Source organism: Georgenia halophila (genome assembly GCF_039541595.1).
Map to the genome: position 1 here is coordinate 595,593 of NZ_BAABGN010000013.1, position 20,285 is coordinate 615,877.

The following is a 20,285-nucleotide window of genomic DNA, read 5'->3' on the forward strand; positions in this document are numbered from 1 at the left end:
GGGCTTCGCGTGGCCGGCCGGCTCACTCGTGCCGGCCTGCCGTTCGAGCCTCGCGCTGGCCCGTCGATCGAGCGAGGGCTACTCCCCGCGTCGAAGGCGACAGGCGCAACTGTAGCCCGCGGTGTTTCGAGTAGCCCTCGCGCGGGAGTTGAGGGAAGTGCCCCTCGCGCGCGGGTGCGGCTCGATGCGACGTCGCCGGGAAGGTCCGGCCGATGCGCACCTGGATATTCCCTCGCCCGCCGCACCTGCTGCGAGTAGGGTCCGTGCTCGTGTCGCAGCAGTGGGAGCCCATGCGCCCCGTGCGGGTCGACCCAGGGGAGGCCATCGCCGCCAACCGGGCCAACTGGGACGACCGCGCGGCCGTGCACGTCAGCAGCCAGGCCTACGGCGTCGACAGGTACCTGACCGACCCGGAGCACGTCTCCGACGTCGCCCGCGAGGACATCGAGCTACTCGCCCCGCACCTGCCGCCGGAAGGCCTGACGGGTCTCGACGTCGTGCACCTGCAGTGCCACATCGGCACCGACACCCTCTCCCTCGCGCGCTACGGCGCCCGCATGACCGGTGTGGACATCTCGCCCGCGAGCCTGGCCGCCGCACGCGAGCTCGCCGAGCACACCGGCACCGCGATCCGGTACGTCGAGGCGGAGGTCACCGCCGCGGCCCAGGCCGTGGGGGAGACGTTCGACGTCGTCTACACCTCCACCGGCGTGCTCACCTGGATCGCCGACCTCGCCGGCTGGGGTCGCGCCGTCGCCGATCTGCTGCGGCCCGGCGGGATCCTCTACCTACGTGACCAGCACCCGTTCCTCGCGACGCTCGACGACAGCACCGACCCGGGTGACGACGGCGCCGGCGAGCTACGGGTCGGCTACCGCTACTTCGGCGACGGCTGGGCGCAGACCTACGACGAGCAGGTGACCTACACCGACGGCGACCACACGCGCATCGAGAACTCCCGCAACTACGAGTGGCCGCACCCGCTCTCGGAGGTCGTCGGCTCGCTCCTCGGCGCGGGCCTGCGCCTCGTGGAACTCGGCGAGCACCGGACGCTGCCGTGGCCCGCTCTGCCGCAGATGCGTCCCTCCGGCACCGGCTACGCGCTGCCGCCCGAGCAGCGCGACCTCGTCCCGGCGGCGTTCTCGCTCGTCGCCCAAAGGACTGACCGGGGCATACCTTCGGTGACGGAATCGTGACCGAAATGTCATAGGCCGAGCGGGTCGCGGACGGCATGCTGTGAACACACCCGGAATTGCTGAAGGAGAGTCATGCCTGCAGGCGCACAGCCGCCGGACGTCCTCGTCGTCGACGACCTGGTGCGCCGCTTCGGCGAGCTGACCGCGGTCGACGGCGTCTCCTTCCGCGTCGCCCCGGGCGAGACGTACGGTCTCCTCGGTCCCAACGGGGCCGGCAAGACCACGACGATCTCGATGATCGCCGGGCTCGTGCGCGCCGACGCCGGAACCGTCACGGTCGCTGGATCACCCGTCGGGCAGCAGAAGGTCGCGGTCCGCCGTCACATCGGCCTCGTCCCGCAGGACCTGGCGATCTACCCCGAGCTCACCGCCCGGGAGAACCTGTCCTTCTTCGGGCGGCTGCAGGGCCTGCGCCGCCAGGACCTGACCCGCCGCGTCGACGGGGTCCTCGAGCTCATCGGCCTTCGGGACCGCGCCGACGACGCCACCAAGGAGTTCTCCGGCGGCATGAAGCGGCGGCTCAACATCGGCGTCGGGCTGCTCCACCGGCCCTCGCTGCTGATCCTGGACGAGCCGACCGTCGGCGTGGACCCGCAGTCCCGGAACGCGATTCTCGAGTCGGTCGAGGCGCTCTCGGTCGAGGGCATGGCCGTGCTGTACACGACCCACTACATGGAGGAGGCGGAACGGCTCTGCGACCGGATCGCCATCGTCGACTCGGGCCGGATCCAGGCGGAGGGCACCCGTGAGCAGCTCGTCCGGCTCATCGGCGCCGTCGACCAGGTCCGTCTCACGGGCGGCGGCGAGATCGAGACCGCGGCCGTCGCGCTCCGCGACCTGCCCGCCGTCGAACGGGTCGATGTCGACACGAACGTCCTCGTCCTGACGGTGCGGGACGCTCCGTCCGCCGTCGCCGCGCTCGTCACCGGCGCGAGCAACGCCGGGATGACGCTCAGCGACGTCGAGATCACCCGCCCGAACCTCGAGTCGGTCTTCCTGCACCTGACCGGCAAGGCCCTGCGGGACTGAGCCGTGCGAAATTTATGGACCCTGACAGCCTCGGACCTGCGGCAGCGAATCCGTGACAAGTCCGTCCTGATCTTCGGGCTCGTCGTGCCCCTGGCGCTGATATCCGTCCTCAACCTCGTCTTCGGCGGGATGGACGACGTCGATCTGGGGGAGACCACGGTCGCCGCCTCGGCTCCCGCCGACGACCCGCTCGCGGGCGCGCTGCTGCAGACACTGGGTCAGATCCAGGGCATGGAGGTGACGATCGAGAAGGTCGGCAGTGACCAGGCGCGCGCCATGGTCGCCGACGGCGAGGCGCAGCTCGCCATCCTGGTCCCCGAGGACTTCGAGCTTGCCGTCACGTCGGGAGACGACCTCGTCGTCGAGATGGTCGAGGGTGACGACGCCAGCGTCGAGGTGGACGTGCTGCGCTCCGTCACCGAGGCCGTGCTCGACCAGTACCGGGCCGGCACCGTCGCCTCGACGGCGGGGGACCAGCTCGGTCTGCCGCCGGCCGAGCTCCAGCGGATCGCCCACCAGGTGGCGGCCGCCTCGACGTCGATCACCCTCACCCAGGGCGAGGCGTCGGACGAGCAGCTCGACACCGGAGCCGCCCTCGTAGCCGGCCAGGCGGGCCTGTTCCTGCTGTTCACCGTCGGGTTCGGGGTCCTCGGCATGCTCACCGAGCGCAAGCAGGGCACGCTCGCACGCCTGCGTGCCGCCCCGCTCCGCCCCGGACTCATCGTCGTGTCGAAGGCGCTCGTGAGCTTCATCCTCGGCGTCGCGGCGACGACCGTCCTGCTCACGGTCGGCTCGCTGCTCTTCGGCGCCGAGTTCGGCTCGCCCCTCGTGGTCGGCGTGCTCGTGGTCTGCGTGGTCGCGGCCGCGACGTCCCTGATGTTCGTCATCGTCAAGGTCGCCCGCACGGAGGAGCAGGCCAACATCGCGCAGTCGATCCTCGCCGTCGGGCTCGGCGCGGCCGGCGGGTCCTTCTTTCCGATCACGGCGTCCGGCGCCCTGGGCACGGTGCTGGACCTCAACCCGATCGCGGCGTTCACGCGCGGCCTCGGCATCTCCGGCGGTGGTGGCGGCATCGCGGACATCGGCGCACCGGTCGCCATCATGCTCGGTTTCGCGGTCGTCTGCCTGGCCGCCTCACGGCTGGTGCCGGACCGGGGAGGTGCCCTGTGAGGGCCGCATCGACCATTGCGGGGGCGGAGCTGCGCCGGTTCTTCAAGGACCGCTCGAACATCTTCTTCGTCTTCATCTTCCCGCTGCTCCTCGTGCTCGTCATCGGGGCACAGTTCGGTGACGCCGCCTCCTCCGGGCGGGTGGTCGTCGTCGGGCCGGGCGGTGCGCTGCACTCCGCCGTCGAGAGGGCGCTCGAGGACGACGGTGTGACGGTCGCCGGGGCGAGCGAAGAGGAGATGCTCGAACAGGTCGCCCGTGGGCGCGCCGACGCCGGGCTCGTGATCGACAGGGGTGACGCGGCCGCCTACGGCGCCGGGGACCCTGTCGATCTGACGGTGGTGCCCAGCAGCCAGGCGTCGTCGTCGGCCGCCATGCAGGTGGTCCGTACCGCGGTCCAGGAGGTGGCGCTCGAGCAGGCGGAGGTTGTCGCGCTCACGTCGGCGGGCGTGAGTCCCGACGCCGCGCGAGAGGCCATCGCCGACGCCGAGTCCGAGGTCGGCCGGCTGCGCATCGAGACGGTGGACACCTCCGAGGTCGCCCAGGAGTTCTCGGGTGTCGGGCAGTTCGACGTCGGAGCCGGCTCCCAGCTGCTGCTCTTCGTCTTCCTGATCTCCCTCGCCGGCAGCGCCACGCTGATCCAGTCCCGCCGTCTCGGCGTGATCCGGCGAGTGATGGTGGCCCCGGTCTCCGCGCGGCGGGTGCTCGGCGGTCAGGCGCTGGGACGGCTCGTCATCGCGCTGTTCCAGGGTGTCTACATCATGGCGGTGACCGCGCTCGCCTTCGGTGTCGACTGGGGGAACCTCGGCCTGTCGCTGCTCGTCCTCCTCCTGTTCGCCGCCGTCTCGGCCGGAGCCGCGATGGTGCTCGGTTCGGTCATGGACAACGAGGGCGCCGCCTCCGGCGCCGGTGTCGGGTTCGGGCTCGTGCTCGCCGCGCTCGGCGGCTGCATGGTGCCGCTCGAGCTCTTCCCCGACTCGCTGCAGACGGTTGCCCACGTGACCCCGCACGCGTGGGCCTACGAGGCCTTCGCGGAGATCCAGCGCCACGACGCGAGTCTGATCGACGTGCTGCCCCAGCTCGGCGTGCTCGCCGCGATGGCGGCGGTGCTGCTGGCGCTCGGCGCGATCACGCTGCGCCGCAGCCTCGCCCGGGCGATGTGAGCGGCATGGTGCTGTCCGCCGGTGGGGGCATACGGCATCCTGGTGCCATGCCGATGGAGCCTCGACCCGCCCTGGCGCCTACGCCGCCACCGCCGGAGGACGCGGTGGCCGTCGGGTCACGCATCTGCGCGCGGCTGGACCCCATCATGACGGCGCGTGGCTTCCAGCGTGGTCAGGTGGGCTTCGGCGTCGAGGGCGGCATGGTGACGTGCGTCAGCGTCATCTACTGCGCCAGCCAGGCCGATTTCAGCTCTCGGTTCCCCGGGGTCGTGGACGAGGACGACGACGCCTGGCTCGGTGCCTGCACCGATCTCACCGTCGAGGCCGCTCCCGTGAGTGATCCGCGCCTCACCGAGATCAATCTCGACGGTCAGGTCTTCGGCGACGTGCTGCGCGAGGTGCGCCGGGAAGACCTGCTCCCGCGGTTGGAGGGCCTTCACGAGGTCCCGCTCGACGCGGCACTCGACCGGCTCGCCGTGTTCGTCGGCGCGCTGCTCGAGATCACAGACGACTCACCGACGAGCCAGGAGAACGACGACCATGACGAGTGAAGCTCCAGGCGACGCCGCGGCGCCGGGGTGATCGCCGTGTCCATGTCGGTCAGGCCTTCCGAAGAAGCGGCCACCGTCGGTCGTGACGTATGTGCACGGCTGGATCCCCTGATGACCGTCGCCGGTTTCCAATCCGGCCATCCGGGCTTTGGCGCCGATGACGTGAGCGTCATCTTCTGCACGAAGTATCGGGATTTCCGCTCCAGGTTTCCGCGGTTAGCGCCGGGGATCGAAAGAGCCGATCCCGGGGCTTGTACAGACTTCAACGTGACTGTGGGGCTCCGTGGCAAGCCCCGCCTCGCGGAGGTGCGGCTCGATACGTGCGGGCTCGACGAGCTGCTTCGAGACATCGGGCGGGATGACCTCGTCCCCCAGGTGACCGGTCTCTCGGCACACCCGCTGGCGGACGGACTGGATCAGCTCCACGGTCACCTGTTGGAGATGATCGGACGTGCGGCAGGACCCGCAACCAAGCAGGAGTGGGATGGAGACCATGGTGAGTGAACAGCGCAGGCCGCTCTTGCTGCTTGACAGCGCGTCCCTGTACTTCCGCGCCTTCTACGGCGTGCCGGACTCCATCACGGCCCCGGACGGGACTCCCGTCAACGCGGTGCGCGGCTTCCTCGACATGATCGCCCAGCTGGTGAACGACCGCGCCCCGGGCCGGCTTGTCGCCTGCTGGGACGAGGACTGGCGGCCGGCGTTCCGCGTCGCGGCCATCCCGTCGTACAAGGAGCACCGGCTCTCGGACGACGGCGTCGCCGAGGTGGTCCCGCCCGCCCTGACCGCCCAGGTGCCAGTCATCATCGAGGCCCTGGCCGCGCTGGGCGTCGCCCGGGTCGGCGCACCCGGGTACGAGGCCGACGACGTCATCGGCACGCTCGTGGCGCGCGAGGTCGCCGCGGGTCGCGCGCCCGTGGAGGTCGTCACCGGCGACCGTGACCTCTTCCAGCTCGTCGACGACGACGCCGGCGTCAGTGTGCTCTACACGATCCGCGGCCTGAAGAACCTCCAGCTCGTCGACCAGGCGATGCTGCGAGAGCGGTACGGCGTCGCCACCGGGCAGGCCTACGCGGACATGGCAACGATGCGCGGCGACCCCAGCGACGGACTGCCCGGCGTGGCTGGCGTGGGGGAGAAGACCGCCGCCTCGCTGCTGGCCAAGTACGGCGACCTCGCCGGGGTGCTCGCCGCCGTCGACGCCGGCAAGGTCAGCGCCGGGCACCAGGCGAAGTTCGCGGCCGCGCGCGACTACCTCGAGGCGGCGCCCGCCGTCGTGAAGGTCGCGCCGGACGCGCCCGTCCCCGAGGTCGACGACGCGCTGCCGGCGGCCCCCGTCGATCCCGACGCCGCCGCGGACCTGGCGACGAGGTGGAACCTCGGCGGTTCGATGACTCGCGTCGTCGAGGCGCTGGCGCGGCGGTCGGAGTCCGTGCCCGGCTGAGCCGGTCGTCACGCCCCCCAGTTCATCCCGGCTCGCCGTACCGCGCCGTGAGCTCGGCGCCGATCCGGGCGAGCTCCGTGCGGACCGAGTCCGGCTCGAGAACCTCGATCGCGGCGCCCCAGCCGGCGAGCTGCTCGGCCACCGACCGCGGCGTGTGCGCGGCGACCCGGACGACGACGTGCGCACCGTCGTCGGCCGGCCCGAGCTCGTGCAGGTGCCGTCCGAAGTTGTCGCGCAGGATCCACACGTGCCGCGGGTCCACCGTCACGGTCGCCGTCACGAGCGAGCGGTGCCGCTCGGAGTGGTCGACGACGCGCTGCCACTCGGCGTCGAGATCGAGATCGGCGGGCACCTCGGCGGACTCGCCGCTCGGCTCGACGGCGCCGACCCGGTCCATCCGGTAGGTCCGCAGCGATCGTTCCCCAGGGGCGCTTCCACGAGTACCTCGACCATGCGCGCCTCCACGCCCGCCTCGACGCCCGGTGCCGCGGGCACCGGGGTCGCCACCGTCCCTGTCACGCAGCGCCAGCAGGTACCAGGTCTCGTCCTTGTCGACGAGGCGTAGCGGGCTGACGGTCACCCGGCTGCTCCGCCCAGTGCGGTTGGTGTAGTCGAGCGTGACCTTGGTGCGATCGACGATCGCCCGTTCGACGGTTTCGACCCCGGTCGGCCGGCCCGGTTTCAGCTCGCCCCAGCCGGCGTCGTCCACCCGAACGGCGGCGGCCGCGGCCTGGGCGTCCGCCTGGAACGTTCCCGGCAGCGCGCGCAGTAGCTTGCGGATCGCGGAGCTCACCTGCGGGGATGTCGAGGCCGCCGGTCCGAGCAGCAGGAACAGCGCCCGCGACTCCTCGGAGGTGAGACCGCTGAGGTTGGTCCGGGCACCGCCGACGAGGGACCAGCCACCGCCACGGCCGGGCTGCGGGTAGACCGGGATGCCGGCGCCCGCCAGCGCCTCCAGGTCCCGCCGCGCCGTCGCCACCGACACCTCGAGCTCGGCCGCCAGCTCCCTCGCGGTCACGCGTCCCCTGGACTGCATGAGCAACAGGGTCGCGACCATCCGTTCCGCACGCACAGGGGGAATTCTCGCAGGGAAAGTGCTCATGCCGTGAGAACTTTGACGAGGAGAGTGGTCTCGACAGCTCAGGACACGACCACGAGAGAAGAGATCCATGCTGCGAGGACTGACCACCGTGACCTTCTACGTCGACGACCTGCGCGGTGCCGTCGCCTGGTACACCGAGATGCTGGGCGTCGAGCCGTACTTCCTCCGGCCGAGCGCCGAGGAACCCGCGTACGTCGAGTTCCGGATCGGCGACCACGAGGACGAGCTCGGTCTCATCGACAGCAGCTACCTGCCGGAGTCACGGGAATCGGCCGGGCCGGGGCGAGCCACCCCGTACTGGCACGTCGACGACGTCGGGGCCGCCCAGGCACGGCTGCTCGAGCTCGGCGCCACCGAGCTGGAGCCGGTCATCGTGCGGGAGGCCGGCTTCGTGACCGCGGCGGTGCTCGACCCGTTCGGCAACGTCCTCGGCCTGATGCACAGCCCGCACTGGCTGGAGCAGGTGCGCTGAGAGTCGGTGAGCCGACGAGCCGGCGAGCCGGCCTGCTGAGAGGGAGGAAAAGGCGGTGGACAGCAGCCATATCCTCCCTCTCAGCGGGCCTGGACCTCTCGAACCCGCGAGACGAGTCTCCGGGCGGGTGTCCGGGGGCTCGGGACATGGGCGTCCCGGACAGCTCGCTAGGCCAGGCCCGACTGGTAGGCGAAGACCACCAGCTGGGCCCGGTCCCGTGCCCCGAGCTTGATCATGGCGCGCGAGACGTGCGTGCGGGAGGTGGCGGGGGAGACGAAGAGCCGATCGGCGATCTCCTGGTTGCTCAGCCCCTGCGCCACCAGCGTCACCACCTCGCGCTCGCGGTCGGTGAGGGTGTGCAGGTACGGGTGCGGCGTCGTCGGCCGGCCGGTGTGCGCGGCGAACTCCTCGACCACCTTGCGCGTGACGGACGGGGACAGGAGCGCCTCGCCGGCGGCCACGAGCCGGATGGCCTCCAGCAGGTCCGGCGGGCTGGTGTCCTTGAGCAGGAAGCCGCTGGCGCCGTGCCGCAGCGCCTCGAAGACGTAGGAGTCGATCTCGAACGTGGTCAGCACGACCACGCGCGTTCCGCCCACGTCGGGGTCCTTGCAGATGCGGCGGGTGGCCTCGAGCCCGTCGATGCCGGGCATGCGGATGTCCATGAGCACCACGTCCGGGTGCAGCCGGGAGGTCTCGGCGACGGCAGCCACGCCGTCGGCGGCCTCGCCGACGAGGTCGAGGTCGTCCTCGCTGTCGATCAGGGCGCGCAGCCCGACCCGGACGAGGTCCTGGTCGTCTGCCACCAGGACGGTGATCGGGTCGGTCATGGAAGCTCTCCTGTCGGGATCACGGCCTCGACCTCGAACATGCCGTGCGCCGCTCCTGCCCGGAAGGCTCCGCCGAGCGCGGTGACCCGTTCCCGCATGCCCGGGATACCCAGACCGGGCGTGATCTCGGTCGGGGCGTCCGGCGGCACGGGGCTGGAGACCCTGACGAGGAGGTGGCCGTCGCGGTGCCCGACGTTCACGTGCGCCACCCGCTCCCGGGCGTGCTTGAGGACGTTCGTCAGCGACTCCTGCACCACCCGGTACGCGGCGACGTCGACCGGTCCCGCGACCCGCGGCGGACGCTCCGGCACGGTGAGCGTCACGATCAGCCCGGAGGCCTCCATCCGTTCGCACAGCTCACCGAGCCGGTCCAGGCCGGGTCCGGGTTCGCGAGGAGCGTCGGCACCGCCCCGCACGGCGGCCAGCGTGCCGCGCAGGTCCCGCAGCGCCTCACCGCTCGACTCACTGATCGCGTGCAGCGCCCGGTTCGCCTGCGCGGGGTCGCGGTCCATCAGGTGCAGGGCCACGTCGGCCTGCATCTTGATCGCGGCGAGGCCGTGCCCGACGACGTCGTGCACCTCCTGGGCGACGCGCAGGCGCTCGGAGTCCACGCCCTGCCGAACCGCCGCCGCGTGGGCCCGGTCGGCGGCCTCGGCGGAGTTGCGGACGGTCACACCGATGGCGAAGGGAACGACCGCCCATGCGGAGCCCGCCACCAGGCCGGCGCGGCCGGGCTCCTGCCCGTCGCCGACGATCACATGGGCGAGCACCACCACGAGCGAGACGACGGCGGCGGGCACCGCCCGCCGCAGCGGCTGGTGCCGCGCCACCGAGTACACGGCAGCCATGTAGGCGAGCAGGATCGGCCCGAACGGGTACCCGAGGATCAGGTACGCCGACGTCAGGACCGAGACGACGCCCAGCACGACCAGGGACAGACGCCGGCGCCACAGCAACGCCACCGCGGCGGCTCCGACGAGCATCAGCGCGAGCGCGTCGGACGGTCGCCCGCTGTCCGGACCGAACCGGCCGGCGCCGAACGTGCCGGGCACGGCGACGAGCAGCAGCACGACGGCGGGCAGCACGTCCGTGGCTCCCCAGCGCCGCCCACCCGTCGTGCTCACGGGGCCACTGTGGGCCGCCGGCGACCTCGGCGCGTCCATCCGGTGTCGACTTCCCGACTACGTCCGACTGCGTACGGACCCTTGCGCCACCAGGACTTCGTCGTGGTAACCGTGCTCGCGCAGCACCTCGGCGAAGACTGTTCCTGCTTCCTCGGGGACCGCCGCGGCGGCGACGAAGCCGTCGGGCCGGACGAGCAGCCAGCGCTCCGGCGTCAGCCCGAGCTCGTGCCTCGGATCGAACCGGTGCGTCTGCTCGACCAGCACGGGCAGGCCCTCCAGCGGCGGCAGCGGGGATCCGTAGGCGTGGACCTGCCACGTGGCGGCGGTGAGGCAGTCGTGGTTGGCGCCGGTCCACGGCAGCCGTCGACCGACGACCTTGCCGCGCTTGCCGCGGCGGCGGTCGGCTCCGCTCATCCAGTAGTGGATGCGGGTCTGCCCGATGTACTGCGCGATCCGCTCGCTGCCCGGCAACAGCGGCAGCAGGGCACCGATCAGCGGGACGAGGGTGGGCACCACGAACCGGCGCACGCGCACGGCTGCAGGTGCGGGGCTGATCACGGCCCGGAAGATCCGGTCGGTGGTGCCGACCAGGCGGTGCGCGACCGGAACGCGCTCCGCGGCATACCGGTCCATCAGTCGCTCGTGCGCCCGGCCCGCCACCACGTCGGCCAGCTTGAAGGCCAGGTTGTGGGCGTCCTGCAGCCCGGTGTTCATGCCTTGTGCACCCACCGGTGAGTGCACGTGGGCGGCGTCGCCGGCCAGGAGCACGCGCCCGGACCGGAAGCGCTCGGCCACCCGGTGGTGGATGCGGTACGTGGTGAACCAGTCGGCGACGTCGTACTCGACGCCGAACTGACGTGCCGTCGGGCCCCGGACGTCGTCCTCGGCGATCTCGCTCCCGTCGCCGCCCGGCCCGTCGCCCCGGGTGTCGGAGACCATGCCGATGATGCGGTGGTGCCCCCGTCCGGGCATCGGGAAGGTGATCAGGAACCGGTCCGAGCCGGCTCGGATGTTGATGGCGCCCTCGGTGGTGCCACGCACCCCGCGGGCGTCGGCGAGCCAGAACGTCTGCGGGTTGGTCACGCCGCCGAAGCCGATTCCGCTGAGCGTGCGCACGCGGGAGCCGGCACCGTCGGCGCCGACGCACCAGCGGGCCGTGACGGTGCGCTGCCCGTCGGGGCCCTCCAGCCCGGCCTCGACGTGGGTGCCGTGGTCGGTGAGCGTCTCAAGTCTGTGCCGCCAGCTGACCTGACCGCCGAGAGACTCCAGATGCGCCAGCAGCAGCCGCTCGTTGACCGACTGCTCCAGGATGTGCACGCCCGGGTAGGGCGTCTGCCGGCTGCCGAGCCGGCCGAGCGGCAGGCCACCGGCTGCGGCGCGGGACTCCCAGCCGGGACGGACCCGCGGCGCCCAGGTGACGCGGTCACGCACCGGGTCGATCATCCCCAGCTGCGCGTAGATCTCCATCGAGCGCGAGTGCACGCCCAACGCCCGGGACTGCCGGGTCGGCTCGGCCTTGCCGTCGACCAGCTCGTGCGCCACGCCGAGACGGGTGAGCCACGCCGACAGCATCAGCCCGGTGGGTCCGGCTCCGACGACGAGGACGTCCGTCTCCATGGCGTCACAGTACGTCCGCTGACGTACTCGGGGGTACGCGACACGTGTGACGACGATCGGAGCAGCGGTGGCGACGCTGCTCCGGACGGAAGGAGGATCGTCATGGAACAGCTCGCGACGGCACGCCGACCTCGGCGGCTGGGGAAGCGCTCGCGCCGTGCCGTGCTCATCACGCACATCGCCGCGGCCGGATCGTGGCTCGGGATGGACGTCGTCATGGGGGCGCTCGTGCTCACCGCCGCGACGACCGAGTCCTTGCAGACCCGAGCGGTGGCGTTCCGGGCCCTGGAGATGTTCGCTCTTGTACCGCTGGTCACGGTGGCGTTGCTGACGCTGATCAGCGGCGTGCTGCTGGGCCTGGGAAGTAAGTACGGCGTCCTGCGGTACTGGTGGGTCGCGACCAAGCTCGTCCTCACGCTCGTGCTCACGACGCTGACCGTGGTGGCCCTGCGGCCCGGCGTCGTCGACGCGGCGGACCGGGGCGGTGACTTCCTTGCCGGTGGCGCGCCGGACCTCGCCGTCGGGCAGCTGATCTTCCCACCCATCGTCTCGACCACGGCCGTCCTCGCCGCGATGGTCCTGTCGGTCGTCAAACCCTGGGGCCGCACCGGGCGCAACCGCGCTACGCCCGGCGGCGCACGGACCAGCGGACCGGCTGCGTCCCGGGACGCGCCCAAAGATCAGCGACGTGCTGACGACCCACGCGCCCGGGCGGAACAGCCTGGAAGCACGAGCCGGCGACCCGTCCGGACGTGACCGGAGATCACCACAAGCACGACGAAGGAGAACGCCATGAACGAGATGTTGCAGGCAGCCCCGGTGCTCGCCGAAGGGTGGGGCCACCACGCCGGCGCCGGGGGACCGGGCTGGTGGATCGTGTTCCCCATCGCCTGGTTCCTCATCATCGCCGGCGGCATCACCGCCGTCGTCCTCGGCAGCCGGCGCCGTCACCGGCTGGCCGGCCGGCGTGCCGGCGAGGCCCGTCTCGCGGAGCGCTACGCCGCCGGAGAGATCGACGAGGAGGAGTACCGCCGGCGCATGACGGGCCTGCGAAGCCTGAGCGAGCGCAACGACTGACCCGCAGGTGCCCTACCGGTGCCGCGGCGGCCGCCAAGACGGCGGGAGTGCTGCTCTCCGGGTAGCGATCATCGCGTCCATCGCCCGGCTGGCCGTATCGTCGGTCCCGTTGTGGACGTCCACCCCGCACCCGGACTCGCACCGTCGGGACTGATCGACGGTGCGCGAGCCGTCGTGCTCGTCGAGGGCGCGAGCGACGCGGCGGCCCTCGCGGCACTGGCGATCTGCCAGGGGCGCGACCTCGACGCGGACGGTGTCGCCATCGTGCCCATGGGCGGGGCGACCAGCGTCGGCCGGTTCCTCCTCCGGCTGGGACCGCGCGGCCTCGACCTCCCCGTGGTGGGGCTGTGCGACACCCGCGAGGTGCCGTTCGTGCACCGGGCGCTCGCCGCGGCGGGGATCGCCACCGTCACCACCCGCGCCGAGACGGAGCGTGCCGGGTTCTTCGTCTGCGTCCGCGACCTCGAGGACGAGCTCATCCGGGCCCTCGGGCCCGACGCCGTCGAAGAGGTGCTCGAGCGGCACCAGGACCTCGCCCGCTTTCGTCGCTTCCAGCGCCAGCCCGCACACCGCGAGCAGCCGGTCACCCAGCAGCTGCATCGCTTCCTCGGCACCACGAGCGGCCGCAAGGAGGCCTACGCCCGCCGCCTCGTCGAGGCGGCCGGGCCGGCGCGGGCACCAGAGCCGCTCCGCGCCGTGCTGGCCCGCGCCTGAGCCGTCCCCGGGCGCCGGCCGAGCGCCCGCCGCGCACCCGCCGAGCGCCCGCCGAATGCCAAGCAGGGCCCCGAGACCGCTCCGCCTGGGATGACGGACTTCTTACGGATCGCTCTGAAGGGCGCTTCCGGGGCCCTCGGCTCCGTACGCTCGAGACATGGCTTCAAGCAGAGGTGCGGCGCGCGTCGGTCTCGGCGTCACGGGGGCCTCCGTGGGCCTCGCCGAGCTGGTCGCCTACCTCGGCGGGACGGGGCCCGGACCGGTCGAGGCCGTCGCCGAGGCGTTCATCGACCGGACCCCGCCGTGGCTCAAGGACCTGGCGATCGACCTGTTCGGCACCGCGGACAAGCTCGCCCTCGGGATCGGGATCACCGTCGTCATGGGCGCGCTCGCCGTGGCGGCCGGCCTGTCCGAACGGGCCGCACGCGGTCGCGGCGCCGCGGTCCTCGCCGTGCTCGCCGTCATCGCGGCCGGCGCCACCCTCACGCGCCCCGACGGCGGAGTCGTGGCCACCTGGCCCGTGCTGGCCTCCGCCGTGGCCGGCGCGCTCGCCCTCATGGGTCTCCTCGCGCCGGCCAGGCCCGTCGACCCCGAGCGTGCGATGGCCGACCGGAAGGTCCTCGACCGCCGCCGCCTCCTGCTCGGTGCCGGCACGGTCAGCGGGCTCGCCGTCGTCGGTGGGACGGTCGCACGGTTCTCCGGCGGCGCCCGCCCGGTCAGCGCACCGCCGCTGGACCTGCCCGCCCCCGCGACGCCGGCCCCAACCCTCCCGGCGGGCGCAGACCTGGACATCCAGGGGCTGGCGCCCTTCCGGACGCCGAACGAGACCTTCTACCGCATCGACACCGCCTTCGTGGTGCCGCGTGTGGACCCCGAGGAGTGGACGCTGCGGGTGCACGGCATGGTCGAGCAGGAGGTCGTCCTGACACTCGACGACCTCCTCGCCGAGGACCTCGTCGAGTCCTGGGTGACCCTGTGCTGCGTCTCGAACCAGGTCGGCGGTGATCTCATCGGCAACGCCCTCTGGCTCGGCCTTCCCGTGCGCACCGTTCTCGAACGGGCCGGCGTGCGCGAGGATGCTGACATGGTGCTCTCACGCAGCGTCGACGGCTTCAGCGCCTCGACACCCCTCCAGGTCCTCATGGACGACCGGGACGCGCTGCTCGCCGTCGGCATGAACGGCAGCGACCTCCCGCCCGAGCACGGATACCCGGTCCGCGTCGTCGTGCCCGGTCTGTACGGCTACGTCTCAGCCACCAAGTGGCTGTCCGAGCTCGAGGTCACCCGCTTCGAGGACCAGACCGCCTACTGGACCGAGCGCGGCTGGGCACCGCGCGGCCCCGTGAAGATCTCCTCCCGGATCGACGTCCCCCGCGCCGGTCGCACCCGGGATGCCGGCGAGGTGATCGTCGCCGGCGTGGCCTGGGACCAGCACGTCGGCATCGCGGCCGTGGAGGTCCGGGTCGACGGCGGAGATTGGCAGCCCGCCGAGCTCGCCGACGAGGTCACCGTCGACACCTGGCGCCAGTGGGTCTACCGCTGGGACGCCGCTCCCGGCTCGCACACCCTCGAGGTCCGCGCGACCAACCACGACGGCGAGGTGCAGACCTCCGAGGTCCAGGGCACCGTGCCCGACGGCGCCACCGGGCTGCACCGGATCGAGGTGGACGTCGCGTGACCACCGATCCGTGGACGTCGGGCCCGCTGACCGAGCGCGCCACCTGCCTCCTCGCCCCCAACCCGGGCGTGATGACCCTGGAGGGCACGAACACCTGGGTGCTGCGCGAGCCGGGCAGCACGGACGTTGCCGTCGTGGACCCCGGGCCGGACGACGACGGACACCTCGCCGCCGTCCTCGAGGCGGCGACCGCCGAGGGCGGCCGGGTCACCCAGGTCCTGCTGACGCACCACCACCGCGACCACACCGCCGGCGTGGCACGCCTGGTCGAGGCCAGCGGGGCACCCGTGCGCGGCGGCGGGCACGGGGACGCCTTCCGCGACGGCGAGCGGATCGCCGTCGGTGGTCTCGCCGTCGAGGTGGTCGCGACACCCGGGCACACCTCGGACTCCGTCTCGTTCCTCGTCGCGGCCGACCGGCTGCTCCTGACGGGCGACACCGTCCTCGGCCGCGGCACCACCGTCATCGCCGGCGACGGCGACCTCGGCGACTACCTGCGCTCGCTGTCGGCACTTCGCGCGCTGGTCGGTGACGGAGCCGTCGAGCGCCTCGCGCCCGGGCACGGACCCGCCGTCGACGACCCGGACGAGTTCCTGACGGGTCTGCAGGAGCACCGGACCTCTCGGCTCGAGGAGATCCGAGCCGCCGTCCAGGCCGGGGCGGTCGGCATCGAGGGGCTCGTGGACGCCGTGTACGGCCCCATCGCCGCGGACCGCCGGTGGGCCGCCGCGCACAGCGTCCGGGCCCAGCTCGACTACCTCGGCATCCATCCCGGCTGACCCGGCGCCGCCGTCGGACAGGTTCGGCCGGTGCGCTGCTCGCCAATTGGTAACGCAACGGTTACCATTTGCGGGTGGACGTGTTCCGAGCCGTGGCCGACCCGGTCCGCCGCGCGCTCATCGAGCAGCTCGCCGGCGAACCGAGGCGCGTCGTCGACCTGACGGCCTCGCAGGAGATCTCGCGGCCGGCGATCAGCAAGCACCTCCGGATTCTCGCCGACGCCGGTCTGGTCAGCGCCGAGGACCGGGGGAGGGAGCGTTGGTACGTCCTGCGCGCCGAGGCCCTCGACGCCGTCACGGACTGGGCCGACCGCTTCCGGGCGGCACCGCCCGTGCCCGAGCACGCCCTCGACGCCCTCGATCTCGAGGTACGTCGAGTAGTGCGGGACCGCCGGCCCGCCGCGGCACGGCGTCCGGGGGCCGAGCAGAGCAGGAGCGAAGGAGAGAGCACCGCATGAGCCCACGACCGACCGCCACCACCGGCGGCGACTCCTGGTCGTTCGCGATCACCCTCGCCGAGGACGGGGACGGTACGCACCTCGAGTTCGTCCAGGAGCTCACCGATCCCGAGGTGCTCCCGAGCGTCGGTCCCGGTTGGGAGTACTACCTGGACCGCTTGGCCGCGAACCTCGGCGGCGAGCCGATCGAGGACGTGCAGTTCGACGACTACTACCCGGCCATGTCGGGGTACTTCACCGAGCTCGTCTGAGCTGAGCCGGATGGCTGAGCTGCGGCCCGGCATGCGGGCCTGCCCGGCGCGCGGTGCGAGCGCGTCCTAGGCTCGAGCGCATGGACCACGTACGACTTGGCCGTTCCGGACTGACCGTCTCCACCGTCGGGCTCGGGTGCAACAACCTGGGCCGGCCGGGAACCGTGACCGAGAGCGTCGACGGCACGGCCGCCGTCGTGCACGCCGCCCTGGACGCGGGCATCACCTTGTTCGACACCGCCGACACGTACGGCCGCGAGCCGGGGCTCAGCGAGACGCTGCTCGGCCAGGCACTGAGCGGGCGCCGCGACGAGGCGATCGTCGCCACCAAGTTCGGCATGGACGCCCGCGGCGCCAACGGCACCGACTTCGGTGCCCGCGGCTCGCGTCGCTACATCGTCAAGGCCGCGGAGGCGTCCCTCAGGCGGCTCGGCACCGACCACATCGACCTCTACCAGATCCACGCCCCGGATCCGCAGACCCCGATCGAGGAGACCCTCTCCGCGCTCGACGACCTCGTCCGGGCGGGGAAGGTGCGCTACGTCGGGCACTCGAACTTCGCCGGCTGGCAGATCGCCGAGGCCGCGCACGTGGCCGAACGGAGCAGGTACACCCCGTTCGTGTCCGCGCAGAACCACTACAGCCTCGCCGCGCGGTCCGCCGAGCGGGAGGTGGTCCCGGCGGCGGAGCACTACAGTCTCGGACTGCTCCCGTTCTTCCCGCTCGCCAACGGGCTGCTCACCGGCAAGTACGCCTCGGGCAGCGCCCCGGAGGGGAGCCGCCTGAGCCGTTCGAAGAAGGAACTGCTGGCCAACGAGGCCCTCATGGGCAAGGTCCGCGCCTACAGCGACTTCGCCCGCGAGCGTGGGGTGGCCGAGCTGCAGGTCGCGTTCTCCTGGCTCGCCTCCCGGCCGGCCGTCGCCAGCGTCATCGCCGGCGCCACGACGCCGGAGCAGGTCCGGCAGAACGCCGACGCCGCCGCCTGGACTCCCACGGCCGAGGACGAGGAGGCGCTGGACGAGATCTTCGCGCCGCAGACGTCCTCGCTCTGACCCGTCGTCTTCGCGCTCACCTCGGGCGGCGCGGCCGCCGGTCCCATCCGGCTTGCCGGTCGACGCGCCGTGTCAGGTCGGCCGGGGCGCGAGGCCGGAGATCTCCGGCGTGTCCTCGCCGAGCACGGCCCGGCCGAGCGCGTCACCGAGCAGCGGCCCCATCGTCAGGCCGCCCGCTCCGTAGCCGGTCGCGACCCACACGCCGTCGTCGACCTCGCCGACCACGGGCAGGTCGTCGGCGAGCGGACGCAGCCCCACCCGCGTCTCGACGAGCGTGGCGTCCGCCAGCCCCGGCGCGATCGACAGCGCGTCGTGCAGTACCTGATGCTGGCCGGCCGCGGTCACGCGCGGGTCGAAGCCGCTTCCGGTCTCCCGGGTGGCGCCGGCCACCACGCGGCCGGCGTCGAACGCCACGAGGTAGTGGTCCGAGAGTGGATTGACCGTCGGCCATCTGGAGGTGTCGACGCCCTCGAGCCGCAGGTGCGTGATCTGCCCGCGCTGCGGCTCCACCGGCAGGTCGGCGCCGACCGCGGCCAGCAACCGGGCGCTCCACGCGCCCGCGGTCACCACGACGGCGTCGGCCTCCAGCGCGGTGGCGTCGACCTCGGCCGTGGTGCGCCCGCCGACGGTGCTCAGCCGTACGGTGCCCTTGATGCGGCGGGCGCCGTGACGGATTGCCGCCGTCAGCAGCGCGTCCCGCAGCGAGCGGCCGTCCACCCGGCCGCCTCCGGTGAGGAGGAAGCCGCCGAGCCCGTGCGCCAGCGGCGGGAACAGCTCGCGCAGGTCGGCGCCGTCGAGCCGCTCGACGTGGCCCGCGACGTCGCCGGCGGCGGCGACCCGCTCGCTGATGCGGGCCGCGGCCTCGGCCAGCACACCGTCGTCGGGGTGGACGACGAGCGCGCCGGTCCGGCGGTAGTCCGCCGTCGTGACGCCCGTCGCGGCCAGCCGTTCCAGCAAGGTCGGGTAGTAGGCGCCGCCCGCCGCGTACAGGTCGTAGAACCGGCCGGTCGAGGCCGACATCCAGGGCGCGACGATGCCGGCACCGGCGGCCGTCGCCTGGCCGGTGGCGGCGTCGTCCACGACGGTGACGGCGACGCCGCGCGAGGCCAGCGCGAATGCGGTGGAGGCACCGGCGATCCCGGCGCCGACGACGATCACGGACGAGACGGGGGAGGCAGCCATGGCTCCCATTGTCATGGCGAGGCGGCGCCTGTGGACGCCCGGCGTCCCGTGTCGCCGCGCGCGGCCATACTGGACGGCATGCAGATGCCTGTCGTCGAGCTGCACCTCCATCTCGAGGGAACCCTGGAACCGGAGCTCGTCTTCTCGCTTGCCGAGCGCAACGGCGTCGACCTGCCGTACGCGGACGTCGACGACCTGCGCTCGCGCTTCGCGTTCGCGGACCTGCAGTCCTTCCTCGAGCTGTACAACGCCAACATGGCGGTCCTGCGCACCGGTGCGGACTTCCACGAGATGACGGACGCGTACCTGTCCCGGGCGGCCGCGGCCGGCGTCCGGCACGCGGAGGTCTTCCTCGACCTCCAGGCGCACACCGGCCGCGGGCTGCGCGCCGCCGAGGTTCTCGACGGTGTCACCAGTGCCCTGGCCGCCAGCCGCGAGAAGCACGACCTGACCAGCGGACTCATCGTCACCGTCCTGCGCCACCTGCCCGGCCGGGAGGCGCTGGAGACCGTCCGCGAGGTGATCGACCTCGGCGCGCCGGTCCTCGGCATCGGCATGTGCTCCACGGAGCTGACCGCGCACGCCGCCGACTTCGCGCCCGCGTTCCAGCTCGCCCGCGCCCACGGGCTCCGCCGCACGGCGCACGCCGGCGAGGAGGGGCCCGCGCAGAACGTCGCCGACGTCCTCGACATCCTCCGGGTCGAGCGGGTCGACCACGGCGTGCGGGCGATGGAGGACCCGGACCTCGTCCGGCGGCTCGTCGACGAGCGGGTCCCGCTCACGGTCTGCCCGGTGTCCAACGTCCGCCTCAAGGGCGTGGAGACGCTCGCCGATCACCCGCTGCGCCGGATGCTCGACGCCGGCCTCGTCGTCACCATCAACTCGGACGACCCGGCCTACTTCGGCGCCTACCTCGACGAGGTCGTCGACCGGACCACCGAGGCGCTCGACCTGGGGCCGCACCACCTGAGGGCACTGGCCCGCAACGCCGTCGAGTCCGCCTGGGTCGACGACGCCCGACGCAACGAGCTGCGCGCCGAGGTCGACGCCTGGCGGTCGTCGTCGGGCTCATTGATGTGACAGTCCCGGACAGCCGTCAGTCGTAACGGATCTTGACCGTGCGCTCGCCGTCCTTGCCCTTGCCCGGGGGAGCGCCGGAATGTTCACCCGGTGAAGCGTCGACGTCTTCGACGGGAACGAGATCTACGCCGTACATGGCACCGACAGCGCGCAGGACCTGCTCGAGCGGGTCCTCGGAACTGATCGTGAGCTGCATGGGAACTCCTGTCCGCTTTCCCCTGTGAGGGCAGGCTAGCGGCGAGCCCAACGGTTCGCGGGCGTTTTCTGCATGGGTCTTTGCCGACGCAAGTCCGCTCGAACATTGCTGACAGAACGGCGCCTG

At 72.5% G+C, this 20,285-nt stretch carries 23 protein-coding genes; 17 read left to right on the forward strand and 6 right to left on the reverse strand.

Translation table 11 applies throughout. From position 1 onward, the window contains the following. The first annotated feature begins 212 nt into the window (after positions 1-212). From ABD907_RS18875 to ABD907_RS18905, 7 genes are all read left to right on the forward strand, one after another. Positions 213-1,196 (forward strand): class I SAM-dependent methyltransferase, encoded by a 984-nt coding sequence (locus ABD907_RS18875; protein ID WP_345218425.1) that lies wholly within the window; start codon positions 213-215, stop codon positions 1,194-1,196. Positions 1,197-1,268: 72 nt separating this feature from the next. Next, positions 1,269-2,225, forward strand: coding sequence for an ABC transporter ATP-binding protein (locus tag ABD907_RS18880; protein WP_345218427.1), 957 nt, complete (start codon positions 1,269-1,271; stop codon positions 2,223-2,225). A gap of 3 nt (positions 2,226-2,228) precedes the next feature. Next, positions 2,229-3,395, forward strand: coding sequence for an ABC transporter permease (locus ABD907_RS18885; RefSeq protein WP_345218430.1), 1,167 nt, complete (start codon positions 2,229-2,231; stop codon positions 3,393-3,395). Continuing rightward, positions 3,392-4,555 carry an ABC transporter permease gene (locus tag ABD907_RS18890; RefSeq protein WP_345218432.1) on the forward strand — a complete coding sequence of 388 codons (1,164 nt, stop codon included), beginning with the start codon at positions 3,392-3,394 and terminating at the stop codon, positions 4,553-4,555. The genes ABD907_RS18885 and ABD907_RS18890 overlap by 4 nt, the downstream gene beginning before the upstream one ends. Positions 4,556-4,602: 47 nt before the next feature. Continuing rightward, complete coding sequence (locus ABD907_RS18895) at positions 4,603-5,106, forward strand: hypothetical protein (protein WP_345218434.1); 504 nt, start codon at positions 4,603-4,605, stop codon at positions 5,104-5,106. Between the two features lie 111 nt (positions 5,107-5,217). Continuing rightward, entirely contained in the window at positions 5,218-5,610 is a 393-nt protein-coding gene (locus ABD907_RS18900) for a hypothetical protein (RefSeq protein WP_345218436.1), read from the forward strand. Next, complete coding sequence (locus tag ABD907_RS18905; RefSeq protein WP_345218438.1) at positions 5,603-6,550, forward strand: 5'-3' exonuclease; 948 nt, start codon at positions 5,603-5,605, stop codon at positions 6,548-6,550. Before ABD907_RS18900 ends, ABD907_RS18905 begins: the two co-directional genes overlap by 8 nt. A 22-nt stretch (positions 6,551-6,572) precedes the next feature. Here the strand turns inward: ABD907_RS18905 and ABD907_RS18910 are convergent, their stop codons facing one another. Continuing rightward, complete coding sequence (locus ABD907_RS18910) at positions 6,573-7,622, reverse strand: helix-turn-helix transcriptional regulator (protein ID WP_345218441.1); 1,050 nt, start codon at positions 7,620-7,622, stop codon at positions 6,573-6,575. Between the two features lie 97 nt (positions 7,623-7,719). Here ABD907_RS18910 and ABD907_RS18915 point away from each other — a divergent pair, with 97 nt between their 5' ends. Then, positions 7,720-8,124, forward strand: coding sequence for a VOC family protein (locus ABD907_RS18915; RefSeq protein ID WP_345218444.1), 405 nt, complete (start codon positions 7,720-7,722; stop codon positions 8,122-8,124). 167 nt (positions 8,125-8,291) lie between these two features. Here ABD907_RS18915 and ABD907_RS18920 read toward each other — a convergent pair whose 3' ends face one another. The 3 genes from ABD907_RS18920 to ABD907_RS18930 are packed head-to-tail and all read right to left on the reverse strand — an operon-like array spanning position 8,292 to position 11,692. Continuing rightward, entirely contained in the window at positions 8,292-8,951 is a 660-nt protein-coding gene (locus tag ABD907_RS18920) for a response regulator (protein ID WP_345218446.1), read from the reverse strand. After that, on the reverse strand, positions 8,948-10,075 hold the full coding sequence (locus ABD907_RS18925; protein ID WP_345218447.1) for a sensor histidine kinase: 1,128 nt from the start codon (positions 10,073-10,075) through the stop codon (positions 8,948-8,950). Before ABD907_RS18925 ends, ABD907_RS18920 begins: the two co-directional genes overlap by 4 nt. Positions 10,076-10,132: 57 nt before the next feature. After that, the gene (locus ABD907_RS18930; protein WP_345218450.1) at positions 10,133-11,692 is read right to left on the reverse strand and encodes an FAD-dependent monooxygenase; all 1,560 of its coding nucleotides are present in this window, start codon (positions 11,690-11,692) and stop codon (positions 10,133-10,135) included. Positions 11,693-11,794: 102 nt separating this feature from the next. Between ABD907_RS18930 and ABD907_RS18935 the strand changes: the two genes are divergently transcribed. The 8 genes from ABD907_RS18935 to ABD907_RS18970 all read left to right on the forward strand — a co-directional run bounded on the left by ABD907_RS18935 (position 11,795) and on the right by ABD907_RS18970 (position 17,701). Beyond that, entirely contained in the window at positions 11,795-12,448 is a 654-nt protein-coding gene (locus ABD907_RS18935) for a hypothetical protein (RefSeq protein ID WP_345218452.1), read from the forward strand. A gap of 36 nt (positions 12,449-12,484) precedes the next feature. Further along, positions 12,485-12,769 carry an SHOCT domain-containing protein gene (locus ABD907_RS18940; RefSeq protein WP_345218454.1) on the forward strand — a complete coding sequence of 95 codons (285 nt, stop codon included), beginning with the start codon at positions 12,485-12,487 and terminating at the stop codon, positions 12,767-12,769. Between the two features lie 111 nt (positions 12,770-12,880). After that, positions 12,881-13,483 carry a TOPRIM nucleotidyl transferase/hydrolase domain-containing protein gene (locus ABD907_RS18945; RefSeq protein WP_345218456.1) on the forward strand — a complete coding sequence of 201 codons (603 nt, stop codon included), beginning with the start codon at positions 12,881-12,883 and terminating at the stop codon, positions 13,481-13,483. A gap of 157 nt (positions 13,484-13,640) precedes the next feature. Then, the gene (locus tag ABD907_RS18950) at positions 13,641-15,161 is read left to right on the forward strand and encodes a molybdopterin-dependent oxidoreductase (RefSeq protein WP_345218458.1); all 1,521 of its coding nucleotides are present in this window, start codon (positions 13,641-13,643) and stop codon (positions 15,159-15,161) included. Next, on the forward strand, positions 15,158-15,940 hold the full coding sequence (locus ABD907_RS18955) for an MBL fold metallo-hydrolase (RefSeq protein ID WP_345218460.1): 783 nt from the start codon (positions 15,158-15,160) through the stop codon (positions 15,938-15,940). Before ABD907_RS18950 ends, ABD907_RS18955 begins: the two co-directional genes overlap by 4 nt. Before the next feature lie 74 nt (positions 15,941-16,014). After that, positions 16,015-16,398 (forward strand): ArsR/SmtB family transcription factor, encoded by a 384-nt coding sequence (locus tag ABD907_RS18960; protein WP_345218462.1) that lies wholly within the window; start codon positions 16,015-16,017, stop codon positions 16,396-16,398. Then, positions 16,395-16,649 carry an SRPBCC family protein gene (locus ABD907_RS18965; protein ID WP_345218463.1) on the forward strand — a complete coding sequence of 85 codons (255 nt, stop codon included), beginning with the start codon at positions 16,395-16,397 and terminating at the stop codon, positions 16,647-16,649. Before ABD907_RS18960 ends, ABD907_RS18965 begins: the two co-directional genes overlap by 4 nt. Before the next feature lie 80 nt (positions 16,650-16,729). Further along, on the forward strand, positions 16,730-17,701 hold the full coding sequence (locus ABD907_RS18970; protein WP_345218465.1) for an aldo/keto reductase: 972 nt from the start codon (positions 16,730-16,732) through the stop codon (positions 17,699-17,701). Between the two features lie 72 nt (positions 17,702-17,773). On the opposite strand, the gene ABD907_RS18975 is transcribed toward ABD907_RS18970, so the two are convergent. Further along, the gene (locus ABD907_RS18975) at positions 17,774-18,883 is read right to left on the reverse strand and encodes an NAD(P)/FAD-dependent oxidoreductase (protein WP_345218467.1); all 1,110 of its coding nucleotides are present in this window, start codon (positions 18,881-18,883) and stop codon (positions 17,774-17,776) included. A gap of 78 nt (positions 18,884-18,961) precedes the next feature. On the opposite strand from ABD907_RS18975, the gene add reads away from it, so the two are divergent. Then, a complete protein-coding gene (add, locus tag ABD907_RS18980; protein WP_345218468.1) occupies positions 18,962-19,963 on the forward strand; it encodes an adenosine deaminase in 1,002 nt (333 codons plus the stop codon). A 16-nt stretch (positions 19,964-19,979) separates the two neighbouring features. Here the strand turns inward: add and ABD907_RS18985 are convergent, their stop codons facing one another. Then, positions 19,980-20,159, reverse strand: a complete 180-nt coding sequence (locus tag ABD907_RS18985) for a hypothetical protein (RefSeq protein WP_345218471.1) — start codon at positions 20,157-20,159, stop codon at positions 19,980-19,982. Between the last annotated feature and the right edge of the window lie 126 nt (positions 20,160-20,285).

What these genes read in the sequence shown, in the direction of transcription:
- ABD907_RS18965 (WP_345218463.1), top strand. Translation starts at nt 16,395, where the DNA reads ATGAGCCCACGACCGACCGCCACCACCGGCGGCGACTCCTGGTCGTTC.
- ABD907_RS18975 (WP_345218467.1), bottom strand. Translation starts at nt 18,883, where the DNA reads ATGGCTGCCTCCCCCGTCTCGTCCGTGATCGTCGTCGGCGCCGGGATC.
- add (WP_345218468.1), top strand. Translation starts at nt 18,962, where the DNA reads ATGCAGATGCCTGTCGTCGAGCTGCACCTCCATCTCGAGGGAACCCTG.
- ABD907_RS18900 (WP_345218436.1), top strand. Translation starts at nt 5,218, where the DNA reads ATGACCGTCGCCGGTTTCCAATCCGGCCATCCGGGCTTTGGCGCCGAT.
- ABD907_RS18930 (WP_345218450.1), bottom strand. Translation starts at nt 11,692, where the DNA reads ATGGAGACGGACGTCCTCGTCGTCGGAGCCGGACCCACCGGGCTGATG.
- ABD907_RS18970 (WP_345218465.1), top strand. Translation starts at nt 16,730, where the DNA reads ATGGACCACGTACGACTTGGCCGTTCCGGACTGACCGTCTCCACCGTC.
- ABD907_RS18940 (WP_345218454.1), top strand. Translation starts at nt 12,485, where the DNA reads ATGAACGAGATGTTGCAGGCAGCCCCGGTGCTCGCCGAAGGGTGGGGC.
- ABD907_RS18880 (WP_345218427.1), top strand. Translation starts at nt 1,269, where the DNA reads ATGCCTGCAGGCGCACAGCCGCCGGACGTCCTCGTCGTCGACGACCTG.
- ABD907_RS18950 (WP_345218458.1), top strand. Translation starts at nt 13,641, where the DNA reads ATGGCTTCAAGCAGAGGTGCGGCGCGCGTCGGTCTCGGCGTCACGGGG.
- ABD907_RS18895 (WP_345218434.1), top strand. Translation starts at nt 4,603, where the DNA reads ATGCCGATGGAGCCTCGACCCGCCCTGGCGCCTACGCCGCCACCGCCG.
- ABD907_RS18985 (WP_345218471.1), bottom strand. Translation starts at nt 20,159, where the DNA reads ATGCAGCTCACGATCAGTTCCGAGGACCCGCTCGAGCAGGTCCTGCGC.
- ABD907_RS18935 (WP_345218452.1), top strand. Translation starts at nt 11,795, where the DNA reads ATGGAACAGCTCGCGACGGCACGCCGACCTCGGCGGCTGGGGAAGCGC.
- ABD907_RS18875 (WP_345218425.1), top strand. Translation starts at nt 213, where the DNA reads ATGCGCACCTGGATATTCCCTCGCCCGCCGCACCTGCTGCGAGTAGGG.
- ABD907_RS18920 (WP_345218446.1), bottom strand. Translation starts at nt 8,951, where the DNA reads ATGACCGACCCGATCACCGTCCTGGTGGCAGACGACCAGGACCTCGTC.
- ABD907_RS18915 (WP_345218444.1), top strand. Translation starts at nt 7,720, where the DNA reads ATGCTGCGAGGACTGACCACCGTGACCTTCTACGTCGACGACCTGCGC.